We start from the raw sequence: 12,952 nt of genomic DNA, 5'->3' as shown, positions 1-12,952 counted from the left end.
TCCTTCCTTATTTAAAGACATCAGACGTTCGTGGAGGAGATTATATTATGAAACGCGCATTTGTCTTTCCTGGGCAAGGTTCTCAGGTTGTTGGCATGGGGCAGGAACTGGCCGAAGCATTTCCTGTTGCCCGTGAGGTCTTTGAAGAGGTGAATGATGCCCTTGGGCAAAAGCTTTCAACGCTTATGTTCGAAGGTCCTATTGAAGAGCTAACACTAACCGAGAATGCCCAGCCAGCATTGATGGCGGTAAGTATGGCTGTTGTCCGTGTGCTTCAAAGTGAAGGCAATATTTCACTCGGAGATCATGCCGCGTTCGTCGCAGGACACTCACTCGGGGAGTATTCTGCTCTAACTGCGGTAGGTTCTTTAGAACTTTCTGATGCTGCGAGGCTATTAAAGTTACGCGGTCAGTCCATGCAACAGGCTGTTCCTGTCGGTGAGGGTGCTATGGCTGCTCTCCTAGGTCTTGATTTCGATGCAGCCAAAGCAGTTGCTGAAGAGGCTGCTCAGGGTGAAGTGTGCTCTGCTGCGAATGACAATGCCCCTGGCCAAGTTGTTATTAGTGGTCACAAAGGAGCCGTTGAACGAGCTCTGGATATAGCCAAAGCCAAAGGCGCCAAACGCGCTGTCTTATTACCTGTGTCTGCACCGTTTCATTGTTCTTTGATGGCTCCAGCTGCTGATGCCATGGCTGAAGCTCTGGCTGGCGTGACACTCCAGGCGCCATCTGTCCCAGTCATTTGTAATGTCGCAGCAGATGTTGTGACTGATCCTGAAACGATTCGTAATCTATTGGTTGAACAGGTAACAGGTGTTGTGCGTTGGCGCGAATCTGTCGAGTTTATGAAAAGCCAGGGCATTGAACAGCTCGTCGAGCTTGGTGCTGGTAAAGTTTTAAGTGGTTTGGTCCGTAGGATTGATCGCGAGCTTACATCAGCGAATGCAGGTAGCTCTGCCGAAATAGAAGAATTACTTAAAAGTTTCTAAGTAGAACTTGTTTTTAACGTGCTTGGTCTCATATGCAAAATTATGTAGCCTTGTGCACGAAATATATTTCCTAGGAGTAAAATATGTTTGATCTTACTGGCAAGGCGGCACTGGTAACCGGTGCTTCTGGCGGTATAGGCAATGCAATTGCAAAAGCTTTGCACGATCAGGGAGCTGTTGTTGGGCTTTCTGGTACACGAGTTGAGGCATTGGAAAAAGTTGCCGCCGACCTCGGGGGAGAGCGGGTTCATGTGCTTCCTGCAAATCTTTCAGATCCTGACGCGCCTGCTGATCTTATCAAGCGTGCTGATGAAGCAATGGGGCAGTTGGATATTCTGGTAAACAATGCCGGATTGACACGAGATAATCTCGCAATGCGTTTGAAAGATGAAGACTGGGACACTGTTCTAGCCGTTAATTTGACCGCAAGCTTTCGGTTATCAAAAGCCTGTTTGCGCGGTATGATGAAACGGCGTTGGGGACGTATTATTGGTATTACTTCCGTGGTTGGAACGACCGGTAATGCAGGACAAACCAATTATGCGGCTTCTAAAGCCGGGTTGATTGGTATGAGTAAGTCTCTGGCTCAAGAAGTTGCGTCTCGGGGAATAACTGTCAATTGTGTTGCTCCTGGATTTATCGAAACTCCGATGACAGATGTTCTAAATGATGATCTTAAAGAGAATCTTTTGAGCGGAATACCTTGCGGAAAATTAGGTACACCTGAAGATATTGCAGCTTCAGTGACCTATCTTTCTAGTAACGAAGCTGCTTACGTGACAGGCCAGACCTTGCATGTGAACGGCGGAATGGCCATGATATAATCTGTAATTGACCCCCACGCTTTGAAGCTTTATGAAATATATGGATATAGAGCGTTGGCAAGCTGCTGAAAAGTATGTTAAGAGGCGGCGCTTCTCTGCGAAAGCAGGGTATGATATAGAAATTCTGGCCGCAGGGTCGTTAGTAACACCGCCGAAAGGCGATAAATAGTTAAGGGCTAAGTTTTATGAGCAACGATGTCGCTGATCGCGTAAAGAAAATTGTAGTTGAACACCTCGGTGTTGAAGAAGCCAAAGTTGTGGAAGCTGCAAGCTTCATCGACGATCTTGGCGCTGACAGCCTGGACACTGTCGAACTCGTTATGGCGTTCGAAGAAGAGTTCGGTTGTGAAATTCCTGACGATGCTGCAGAAAAAATCGCTACAGTTCAAAATGCTGTCGATTTCATTTCTGAAAACATCTAATTGTTTTCCTATTATAACGCCGGGTTTTTCCCGGCGTTTTAGTATTTAATAGATAGAGACATTCCCAAATCATGCGTCGTGTAGTAATCACCGGTCTCGGTATGGTATCCCCACTTGGTTGTGGTGTTGATCACATTTGGTCACGCATCATCAACGGTGAATCAGGTTTAGGCAAAATCACAGGTTTCGAAACTTCGGATCTTCCATGTCAGATCGCGGGACAGATTCCTCTGGGTGAAACTTCTGAGGGATACTTTAATCCTGACGATCATGTCGCAGCAAAAGACCGCCGTAAGCTTGATCCGTTTATCGTTTACGGGATCACAGCTGCTCAGCAAGCGATTGAAGATTCTGGGTGGAAACCTGAAGATGAAGAGAGCTTATTCCGAACTGGTGTGATGATCGGTTCTGGCATTGGTGGTCTTCAGACCATCGCAAATGGTGCTTTGATGATTGAGGAAAAGGGGCCTCGAAAATTATCACCATTTTTTATTCCTTCGTCTCTTATCAATCTAATTTCAGGACACGTTTCAATCCGCTATGGATTTAAAGGTCCTAATCACTCTGTCGTCACAGCTTGTTCAACTGGCGCTCACGCAATTGGTGATGCTGCTCGGCTGATTCAGTTTGATGATGCTGATGTGATGATTGCGGGTGGTGCCGAAGCCGCAGCGTGCCGACTCGGGATTGCAGGCTTCTGTGCTTCTCGTGCACTATCCACTGGCTATAATGATTCGCCACAAGAAGGTTCTCGCCCTTGGGATGAGGGCCGTGATGGTTTTGTTATGGGCGAAGGCGCGGGTGTTGTCGTACTCGAAGAGCTAGAACATGCAAAAGCACGTGGTGCGACCATCTATGGTGAAGTCGTTGGATATGGCCTCTCTGGAGATGCTCATCACATAACGGCCCCTCCTTCTGATGGAAATGGTGGCTTCCGTGCGATGTCTGCTGCGCTGAAACGCGCTGGTGTTAATGCCGAAGATGTCGATTACATTAACGCGCATGGTACTTCTACACCTCTTGGCGATGAAATAGAGTTTGGTGCGGTTAAGCGTTTGTTTGGCGGTAATGAGGAGCTTTGCATGTCTTCAACGAAGTCTGCAATTGGGCACTTGCTTGGAGCCGCTGGTGCGGTTGAAGCGATCTTCTCTGTTAAGGCTATCAAAGAAGGTGTTGTTCCTCCGACGTTGAATCTCGAAAATCCTTCTGAATCTTGTCAGGGTATCAACCTTGTGCCTTTGGAAGCTCAAGAGCGGAAGATCGATATGGCGCTTTCCAACTCATTTGGCTTTGGCGGTACGAATGCTAGCCTTGTGCTAAAAGCATTTAATTAATTCTTTCAGTCGTGACTGAAGAAAATAAAGTATCAAAGAGGCCCTCTTTTTTAAGGTGGGTCTCGCTTTGTATTGTCTTTATTTTTATGATGGCAAGCATCGTTCTTTATTATGCTCAGCAGACGTTTATTGCACCAGGCCCCCTTAAAAGTGATGCAACGGTGGTCATACCTCGTGGCGCTGGTCTGGAGAAAATTGCGACCCTTTTGAAAAATGAAGGGGTCATTAGTGATATTCTCATATTTCAATTAGGCGCACGCTATACAAAGCGGGCAAGAAACCTTAAGGCGGGCGAATTTCTTTTTCCAGCAACGGCCTCTATGGATGCCGTTATTAAAATTTTGGAAGAAGGGAAGGTCGTCAGTTACTCGATCACGATTCCCGAAGGTAAAACCTCCCGTGAAATAATCGATATTTTACGCAGTGACCCCAACCTCTCTGGTGAGATTTCAATAATTCCTAAAGAGGGCAGCCTGCTTCCTGAAACGTATCAATACGAAAGAAGTGGGACACGGCAATCTATCGTCGACCGGATGCAAAAAGCTCTTAATGAAAATTTGAACGAACTTTGGCTGAATAGGCAAAAAGGCCTGCCTTTGAAATCCATGGAAGAAGCCTTGGTTTTGGCATCTATTGTCGAAAAAGAAACGGGTATTGCCTCTGAAAGGCCTCTAGTTGCCGGCGTGTTTATAAATCGCCTAAATAAGAAGATGCGACTACAATCAGATCCGACAGTTTCTTATGGAATTACCATGGGCCAGGCCCCTCTAGGGCGAAGTTTGTCTCGAAAAGATCTTAAAACGCCAACCCCATACAATACCTATACCATAGACCGGCTTCCGCCGGGACCGATCACCAATGTTGGTCGCTCTGCTTTAGAAGCTGTTACACAGCCAGATAAAACAAAGTTTTTGTATTTTGTGGCTAATGGTAAGGGCGGACATTCCTTTGCAAAGAACTTAAAAGAGCATAACAAGAATGTTCGTTTGTGGCGTTCTGTGAAAATGAAATAATAATTCCCTCATTTGTTATCAATTTCATAAAACTTTAAAGCTAGAATGGATGTAATCTACCTAAAAAGGCACTGGTCTTTAATTTCTTTCTCTGATTTGGCTCTAAGAGTCGATGATGGCTTGACCTTTTGCAGATGTTGGGTAGTTTTGCGCAACGCAAGAATGCGGTAGAAAAAGGCAAGATTGAATGGCTAAAGAAGAACTCCTTGAGTTTAGTGGTACTGTTATTGAAAAGCTCCCGAATGCAATGTTCCGGGTAGAGCTTGAAAATGGACACGAGATTATTGCTCATACTGGTGGGAAAATGCGTAAATTCCGCATCCGTACCATGGTTGGCGACAAAGTTGACGTTGAAATGACCCCTTATGATTTAACTAAGGGTCGGATTACCTTCCGTCACAAATAAGAATTCTTTCTACTTTGTAGGAAGATAAAATACAGTTGCGCGTTTTGTCTTGTGATGAAACGCGCATTTTGTGCTTCTAGTTTGGCTTATGTTCAGCTTTTCTTGGGAAGTTGGTCCGAGATCATTTCCGACAGGTAGAGGGGAAGTGCTGAAAAGAATAAGACAGCGAGATACATTGGCTTTGGAAATGAAATTCGGGCTTTGTTCCGTCTCAAGCCATATTTGATAATTTGTGCAGCTTTTTTCCCTTCCATTAAAAAGGGCATCGGGAATTTATTGACGGCTGTAATGCCGCTTTTTACAAAACCAGGAGTGATGACGGAAACTTTGATGTTATCTTTCTTTAAGTCCCCTCTTAGGCCTTCTCCCCACGCTCTGACAGCTGCTTTACTTGCACAATAAGCTGGGGCACTTGGTAACCCTTTGAAAGAGGCTAGGGACGACATAATCGCGATTTGTCCCCCTCCGTTAGATCTCATAACGTCGATTGCCGGAAGTACAGTGTTGAGAACACCATGAATATTGATATCCATGATCTCTCTGACCTGGTTATCTGTTTCTCCTGAACTCCCTGTTCCTCCAGAAATACCGGCATTCGCTATCACCAAATCCAGAGGCCGTATTGCGTTTGCTTGTTCTATGGCCTGTGCGCAAAGCAATGGATCTTTTACATCTAGAATTATCCTGTGAACATCTGCTCCAAGTTTTTCACATTTTGTGGCAATATCATTGAGACGATTATTATTTCTGCCTGCAAGGAAGAGTTTTTTACCAAAAGCCGCATAAGATTCTGCCAGTGCAGCCCCTATGCCGCTGGAAGCACCCGTAATAAATATTGTATTTGGTTCAGTCATTCTTGCAGGGTCTCGTATGGATTGAGTATAAGCCATATGAAAATAATGCAGCTCTAGAAGAATGCAAACTATTTGGCTGAGTAATTAACGTTTCAAATATTTTATCGAGGAACTATTTATGGCTAAGGCTATTGCGAGTATGACGGGGTTTGCCCGATCCGAAGGAGAATATGCTGGGACGACATGGTCCTGGGAACTCAAAAGTGTGAATGGCAAAAATCTTGATGCACGATGCCGAGTACCCAGTGGGTTTGAATCCCTGGATGCCAAAGTACGCTCTGAACTCGCGAAAAGCTTTAAGCGTGGAAATTTTCACGTCAATCTGGTGATTGATAATAAACAAAAATCAGTAAAGCTTCAGGTTAATGAAGATATCCTTCAGCAGGTTATTCCTTTAGCAACCCGTATTGGTAATGAACTCGATGCTGTCGCTCCCTCCATAGATGGTATTCTCAACTTACGAGGAGTTCTTGAGCTTGTAGAGGAAGAAGAAACGGTTGCCGACCAAGAAAAACGCATGGAATTGATTAATGTTAGCTTAGGTGAAGCGATAAAGCAGATGGCTGAAATGCGGCTTCAAGAAGGAAGTCGGCTCGGAGAAATTGCTCAAAGCCAGTTAAGTGATATCGAGACTCTACAAGAAAAAGCATCGGAGCTCGCGGCAACCCAACCAGCAGCTTTACACGAACGCTTCAAGAGGCAGATGTCCGATCTTTTAAAAGATGGAAGTCCTGTTCCTGAAGAACGCTTAGCTCAGGAAATTGCCATTCTTGTTACCAAAGCGGATATTCGTGAAGAGCTGGATCGTCTTACTGCCCATGTTGCTGCCGCAAGAGATCTTCTTTCTGAAGGTGGCCCTTGTGGACGACGCCTAGACTTTCTTTGTCAGGAATTTAACCGTGAAGCGAATACACTTTGTTCCAAGTCTTCTGATGTAGAGATGACGAGGATTGGTATTGAGCTAAAGGCAACGATCGAACAACTCCGCGAACAAATTCAAAATGTTGAATGATAAGATGAAAAAGACTTCGAGTAATCCTATTAAACGTCGTGGTTTGATGTTGGTATTGTCCTCTCCGTCTGGAGCGGGAAAAACAACCATATCAAGAATTCTACTAGATAAAGAAAACGAGCTGACACTATCTGTCTCTGCTACGACAAGAAGAAAGCGGCCCGGAGAAGTTCACGGTAAAGACTATTATTTTGTGAGTGTTAAAGAGTTCGACGAAATGGTTGAACGCGGGGACATGCTTGAATATGCCACTGTTTTTGATAACAAATATGGTACTCCTCGGGAGCCCGTCGAAAAGGGCTTGAGTGGCGGTCAGGATGTATTGTTTGATATCGATTGGCAGGGCACTCAACAGGTCGCTGCGAGAGCTGCAAATGATATTGTAAGGGTATTTATACTTCCTCCCTCTTTAAAAGAACTTGAGCGTCGTCTTTATGCCAGAGCTCAAGATAGTGAAGAGGTTGTGAAAGGACGTATGTCCAAAGCTGCAGATGAAATGAGCCATTGGGCCGAATACGACTACATTATCATAAATGAAAATGTTGAAAAATCAGTTGAGGACGTTCAGGCCATATTGCGTTCTGAGCGCCTTAAACGAGATCGGAGACCTGGACTAGACGATTTCGTTCGGAACTTAAGGCAAGCGTAAATAATCTGGTGTAGATAATGTGCAGCAATTTAGGCTAATCAGGAGTTCTGCTTCAACGAGTTATAGGCCCTTGCAAGAGCGCAAAATTCTTCAATAGAGAGCTCTTCTGCACGTGCTGTTTCCTTGACGTTTGCAAGGGTTATGAGTTGAGCAGTGTCTACTCCGAGATTTTTTAGACTCTGCCTCAGCATTTTACGCCTTTGCCCAAATGCAGATTCGGTTACCTTTTCAAGATCGTAAACATCAGCCTCTGCCAATGGTTTCTGGCGTGGTTCTAGCCGTGCGACTGTTGAGGTGATTTTTGGAGGCGGAATGAAAGCGCGGGGGGGGATGTCAAAAAGTGCAGACGTTTCGCAAAGCCATTGTGTCATGATGGTTAATCTACCATAACTTTTTGTTCTCGGCTTGGCGGTAAGACGGTCGACGACTTCTTTTTGAAACATCAGGGTCAAGCTCGCAAAGGCAGTGGGATCTGCCGCGAGTTGTTTTAGCCAATTTAAAAGTAAAACAGTCGAAATATTATATGGTAAGTTAGCTACCACCCGTCTAGGAGCTGCCCCCAACTGGGTCAAATCCGCTTTTAGAGCATCTTGGTCCAAGACCTCTAATTTTCCATCGTACGCTCTTGTGACGTCTTCTAGTGCCTTAATACATCTCTGATCTTTTTCGAGGGCAATGACATGGTTCGCACCCTCCATGAGTAAACCGCGGGTTAATCCTCCTGGGCCGGGACCAACTTCAAAAATAGTTCCTTGATCTAAAGGGCCACCACTACGTGCAATACGGGATGTCAGATTTAGATCGAGTAAAAAATTTTGACCAAGAGATTTTTTTGCCGCGAGATCGTATTGCGAAATCACTTCACGTAATGGGGGGAGATTGTCAGATGACATTGTCATGTTTTCTATTGTTTTTGTGTGCGTTTGGCGACCATATCAGTAGCCATATCAATGGCAGCAATAAAACTGCTTGGGTTGGCAATTCCCTGACCTGCAATGTTAAAAGCGGTACCATGGTCAGGAGAGGTTCTGATAAAGGGAAGCCCTAGGGTTATGTTTACTCCGCCATCGAAATCAAGGGTTTTGATCGGTATCAATGCCTGATCATGATACATGCAAACAGCCACGTCATACTGTTCACGTGCTCGGGCATGAAACATTGTATCAGCTGGAAGTGGGCCCGTCAGGTTAATGCCCTCATTGCGGAGCTTTTCCAGGGTAGGTGCGATCAACTCGATCTCTTCTCGCCCCATAGCACCGTTTTCTCCGGCATGGGGGTTGAGGCCTGCAATAGCTATTCGAGGCTCTTGAATACCGAAGTCATTTTTTAATGCAGAATTTGTTGTGCGTATCGTGTGTACAATCAAATCCTCATTCAGGGTTTTTATCGCATCCTGTAGAGAGAGATGAATGGTTACTGGGACTACTCTTAGCATCTTACAAGCGAGCATCATTATCGACGCCGTATTGCTTCCACCGAGATCAGCTAAATATTCTGTATGACCAGGGTGTTTAAATCCGCTGTCATAAAGAACAGCCTTGTTTATCGGGTTGGTCACGATGGCTGAGGCCTGCCCTGATTGAACAAAAGAAACAGATCGTTCAATTGAGGCTAAGACAGAAGCGCCATTTAGGGAGTTAGCTTCTCCAGGTATGACTTCTTCGACGAGCTCTTGTTCTATAACTGGGAGAGCGGAACTGAAGCAATCAATAGCCTGTGAAGGTGATGAAATACTTTCTACCGGAATATTTAATGACAAGGAATTTGAAAGGGTTCTCAGTCGTTTTAAACTATCGACGACAAAAAAAGGGGAAGGGCCTTTGTGACGCTCTTTCCATGCCTTTAGAGATAATTCACCCCCTATACCCGCAGGTTCCCCCATTGTAATAGCCAGAGGAGGACGGGCAGGGGGATGTTTCATCACAGACGTATATCCACGTTTGAACTACGTCTTAAATCGAGAAGGTACCGGCGTGCCAATGTGTCCAGGCGATCATTTGTCAGTTTTTGTTGAATTGCCAGTTTATCAACCCCACCACTTTCTTGACGATCGCAGACTGCAATAATGGCAATGCCACCAGAAACTTGAATGGCTTGGGTTGTATCACCAACTTTGACCTGGCTTATTGCGTCACGGGTTGTTTGCGGTAAGTCACTCGTGTTTATGGTGCCAAGATCACCAGACCCTTCATCTCCAAGCTTTTCTGCAAGTTGGTCCATAGTGCTGCAACCATCATACTTTCTTTTAGCATCAGCCGCTCGGGATTGAACTTTTTGAGATTGCTCGAAATTTGAGTTGGCCGGTAAGGAAAAAAGAAACTGTTTTAGATGTACCTTTTGTTCGCTCTTGGATGATCTTTCGTCTTGAACAAGAAGGATGTAAAACCCTCTAGTTGTTCGAATAGGTCCCACCAGACTTCCTGTGGAAGCTCCTGCGACGGCAGTTTGAAGTTCAGGAGACATTTGTCCCGTTTGTAGCCAGCCAAGATCTCCTCCAAGGCCGGCACTATTTGATTGGGAAACCTGTCGGGCGATAGCAGAAAAGCGGCCGCCATTTTTTATCGTCGCGACAACATCATTGGCTTGTTGCCTAATTTTTGATTCTTCTGATGCAGTATCAACTCCAAGAAAAATTTCAAATATTCTTTTTTGAGTACCAGAACCTTCAGCATTAATTTTAGCCACGACTTCTTCAATTTCAGCCTCAGAGATATTGACCGATGAACGTAGGCTCCTACTCACAACTGCACGCCAGGCCAAATCGGCTCTAAATTGGTCAAATAATGTATTCGGAAGAATGCCTTTCTTCCGTAAACCTTCAAGCAATTGTTCCGAAGACATTTTGTTTTGACTAGCAACGCCAGCCAGGGCTGCTTGAACCTGCTTATCTGAGATGGTGATGTTAAGGCGTTCAGCCTCTTGGACCTTAAGCCTTTCATCTATTAAGGTTCGAACAACTTGGCGCAACATGCGCTTCCGTATTTCAGGAGTGTTTTTTCTTTGAGCTGAGATAATAGCCAACTGAGTACGTTGGGTGACATCAAGCAAAGAAATAATATCATCATTTACAACGGCAGCAGGTCTCAAAACATCTTGTGCCAGGGAAGGAGCTCCAAAAAGCAATGTGACACTCAACATAGAAGTGATAAGCAAGTGTTTCATTTGAGTATCTATTTCCTTATCCATTAAGGCATTACTACAGTGACGACTGACAGAGGGTTGCTGTCTAAGTTTGTCGAGTTACAGTGGTTGGATTGTTCCGAGATGTTTGAATGTAAGCTCGAGTGTTATCCTGTTATCTGGCTCTAACTCTCTATCCTCGAACCAAGTTCGTGAATATTGAGTGTCAATAATAATACATTCATCATGATATATCAGCCCAAAACCGGCTTCTCTCGATGATCCTGCATCAATATCTCTGGTGTAACTAGAGTTAAGACTCCAGTATTTAGAGAGTTGGCTGTTAATACCGAACTCTACTTCTTCTCTATCCGAAGTTACACCATCAATATTATCATTTTTTAAGAAGACATAGTCCAAACTTAGATTTAAAGCCTTAGGGCCAACATTTAATTCAACCTCATTTCTATTTGACCCCAAGTCATCCGGGTCAAATCTAAATCGATAGAGGGCAGAAAAATCATCGATTGTGTAGATGCCAATGTGTCCAACGATATCAGAGGCTGCATCTCTTAACCCAGAATTTTCTTCATAAAGGTCATTTTCCCCGTTAAAGCGATAACTTTGACCCAGGAGGAAGTCTGCATAATTTCCACTTGTTGTACTCGCGGTCCACTTTAAACCATAACTCACGCGACTTCCTGAATCTACTCGATCAGTTCCTGCAAAACGATTGAGATCAAAGAGAGAGGCATCATAAAATTCAAAGTCACGGCTATCATCATTTGGTATTTCACTCGGATTGGAACCATTTGGGGCGAGTACACCTTGGACAATTGGTTCAATCGTTTGAGTAAAACTCCCACGATAGCTTGCTAATGGATAGCGCCACTCCAGAGCCATTTGCGGAAATACTCGGCCAGTGACACCGCTGTAAGTGTCTCCATTTTTTCGAACTTCGTCATTGCTTTGGTTTACGGAGTTAACCCAGTAGCCATCAGTTTGTACTTGGGTTGTTAATTTGTATTGATCTCCCCACGATCCTGTATAGGGAAGATCCCAACCACCAATGAGAGAGACCCTACGGCTATCTCTTCCTTCAGAGCGCCCGAGTGCTTGGGCGTTGGCATCCAATCGATAAGTGGCACCAGTTATCCCCGGTTGACTTTGAAAGTTATACTGAGCACGGGGAAGAACATAAGGATTTTCTGAATCATCAACATTACTTCGGAGACTTTGGAATTTGTAACTGTCAATCTTTGCATAGTTACGGCCTCTGAAACCTTCAACAAAGGCGCTGGTTTCAAGTTCAGAATCTGTATTGAAACCGTAGACTCGTCCATAAGTGTCATCGGAAGCTTGTTCAGCATTGAAACCCCAACGCCAAGTCTTGTCGAGGTCAAAGCGTCCCTCACTTATGATCTGGCCTCGAAATTGATCTTTTTTAACATTCCCATTGTTCTCGTCGAGATCCGCTATAGTCCCACTTGCTTCAATGGATAAGTCGCCAGTATTAAATTTTTTCTCGTATTCACCTGCAAGTACCACTCCTTGTTTTGTCGTCGCAATCGGGGCGAAAAGGAGTTCAGAGGACTCATCAATAGCCCAGTAATAAGGTATTTGGAGAGTGATACCCAGTTGGGTAGATGTTCCGTAGCTAGGTAAAAGAAAGCCGCTGCGTCTTTTTACAGTAGGATCCGGGTGGGCCAAATAGGGTGTGTAAATTACAGGTACGCCAAAGATCTCCATCCAAGCATGATCGTATTTGATGGTTTGAGATTCTTTGTTGTGAGTAATTTTTTTGGCTTTAAGCTGCCAAATAGGTGCTTTACTTGGGTCGTCTTTGCAGAGTTCGCAGGGACTAAATACACCATTCGTGAAAACAGATGTATTACTACCCGTTAGCTGTCCTGTTGTTGCTGCGAGTCTGCTGCGATCAGTAAGTAAAACCCGGATATCACGTATGAAACCTTCTTTGAGATTGTCCGTTAATTCGACATGTTCAGCAAAGACAATGTCACCACTTGGTTCAAGAAGACTAATATTTCCGGTTGCCGTCACAACATTGCTGTTCATGTTGTAAGAAATGCTATCTGCTAAAACTGTACGATCGCCTTGTGAAATCTCTACATTTCCGGATGCAGTAACGATACCTAGACCTTCATCGTAGATGACTTCATCTGCCGTTATGAGTGCAGGAATTTCTCGATTAATTCCTTCTACTGCTTGGGCTAAGCTATCTGTGCTGATGACAAGGTTAAGAGCAAGCGTTATCGCCACAATCGATGCGCTGTTTTTAAACAGTATTTTTACCCCCCTAAAAGACATG

13 protein-coding genes are annotated in these 12,952 nt (G+C 44.6%); 8 read left to right on the top strand and 5 right to left on the bottom strand.

The features are described from left to right. Nucleotides 1–47: 47 nt before the first annotated feature. The 6 genes from fabD to infA all read left to right on the top strand — a co-directional run bounded on the left by fabD (nt 48) and on the right by infA (nt 4,988). Entirely contained in the window at nt 48–989 is a 942-nt protein-coding gene (fabD, locus tag ACOGW3_RS07735) for an ACP S-malonyltransferase (protein WP_419902430.1), read from the top strand. An 83-nt stretch (nt 990–1,072) separates the two neighbouring features. Beyond that, nucleotides 1,073–1,813 carry a 3-oxoacyl-[acyl-carrier-protein] reductase gene (gene fabG / locus ACOGW3_RS07730; protein WP_419902429.1) on the top strand — a complete coding sequence of 247 codons (741 nt, stop codon included), beginning with the start codon at nt 1,073–1,075 and terminating at the stop codon, nt 1,811–1,813. 185 nt (nt 1,814–1,998) lie between these two features. Next, complete coding sequence (locus tag ACOGW3_RS07725) at nt 1,999–2,235, top strand: acyl carrier protein (RefSeq protein WP_380254852.1); 237 nt, start codon at nt 1,999–2,001, stop codon at nt 2,233–2,235. A 71-nt stretch (nt 2,236–2,306) separates the two neighbouring features. Further along, nucleotides 2,307–3,569, top strand: coding sequence for a beta-ketoacyl-ACP synthase II (gene fabF / locus ACOGW3_RS07720; RefSeq protein WP_419902428.1), 1,263 nt, complete (start codon nt 2,307–2,309; stop codon nt 3,567–3,569). Between the two features lie 11 nt (nt 3,570–3,580). Further along, nucleotides 3,581–4,582 carry an endolytic transglycosylase MltG gene (gene mltG, locus ACOGW3_RS07715; RefSeq protein WP_419902427.1) on the top strand — a complete coding sequence of 334 codons (1,002 nt, stop codon included), beginning with the start codon at nt 3,581–3,583 and terminating at the stop codon, nt 4,580–4,582. Nucleotides 4,583–4,769: 187 nt separating this feature from the next. After that, nucleotides 4,770–4,988 carry a translation initiation factor IF-1 gene (gene infA, locus ACOGW3_RS07710; RefSeq protein WP_046507661.1) on the top strand — a complete coding sequence of 73 codons (219 nt, stop codon included), beginning with the start codon at nt 4,770–4,772 and terminating at the stop codon, nt 4,986–4,988. Between the two features lie 92 nt (nt 4,989–5,080). Here infA and ACOGW3_RS07705 read toward each other — a convergent pair whose 3' ends face one another. Next, nucleotides 5,081–5,842, bottom strand: coding sequence for an SDR family NAD(P)-dependent oxidoreductase (locus ACOGW3_RS07705; protein WP_419902426.1), 762 nt, complete (start codon nt 5,840–5,842; stop codon nt 5,081–5,083). A gap of 118 nt (nt 5,843–5,960) precedes the next feature. Between ACOGW3_RS07705 and ACOGW3_RS07700 the strand changes: the two genes are divergently transcribed. Then, entirely contained in the window at nt 5,961–6,854 is an 894-nt protein-coding gene (locus ACOGW3_RS07700; protein ID WP_419902425.1) for a YicC/YloC family endoribonuclease, read from the top strand. A 4-nt stretch (nt 6,855–6,858) separates the two neighbouring features. Next, a complete protein-coding gene (gene gmk, locus ACOGW3_RS07695) occupies nt 6,859–7,503 on the top strand; it encodes a guanylate kinase (protein WP_419902424.1) in 645 nt (214 codons plus the stop codon). Nucleotides 7,504–7,541: 38 nt separating this feature from the next. Here gmk and rsmA read toward each other — a convergent pair whose 3' ends face one another. Genes rsmA through ACOGW3_RS07675 form a run of 4 tightly spaced genes read right to left on the bottom strand, consistent with a single transcriptional unit; the run spans nt 7,542 to nt 12,951 of the window. Beyond that, the gene (rsmA, locus tag ACOGW3_RS07690; protein ID WP_419902423.1) at nt 7,542–8,402 is read right to left on the bottom strand and encodes a 16S rRNA (adenine(1518)-N(6)/adenine(1519)-N(6))-dimethyltransferase RsmA; all 861 of its coding nucleotides are present in this window, start codon (nt 8,400–8,402) and stop codon (nt 7,542–7,544) included. A 5-nt stretch (nt 8,403–8,407) separates the two neighbouring features. Next, nucleotides 8,408–9,424, bottom strand: coding sequence for a 4-hydroxythreonine-4-phosphate dehydrogenase PdxA (pdxA, locus tag ACOGW3_RS07685; protein ID WP_419902422.1), 1,017 nt, complete (start codon nt 9,422–9,424; stop codon nt 8,408–8,410). After that, nucleotides 9,424–10,689 carry a peptidylprolyl isomerase gene (locus ACOGW3_RS07680; protein ID WP_419902421.1) on the bottom strand — a complete coding sequence of 422 codons (1,266 nt, stop codon included), beginning with the start codon at nt 10,687–10,689 and terminating at the stop codon, nt 9,424–9,426. Before ACOGW3_RS07680 ends, pdxA begins: the two co-directional genes overlap by 1 nt. 54 nt (nt 10,690–10,743) lie before the next feature. Then, on the bottom strand, nt 10,744–12,951 hold the full coding sequence (locus ACOGW3_RS07675; RefSeq protein ID WP_419902420.1) for an LPS-assembly protein LptD: 2,208 nt from the start codon (nt 12,949–12,951) through the stop codon (nt 10,744–10,746). Between the last annotated feature and the right edge of the window lies 1 nt (nt 12,952).

This window comes from Kiloniella sp. (assembly GCF_965205715.1).
In the GTDB taxonomy this organism is placed as follows: Bacteria; Pseudomonadota; Alphaproteobacteria; order Kiloniellales; family Kiloniellaceae; genus Kiloniella.
This window is presented reverse-complemented; position numbering and strand designations above follow the sequence as displayed.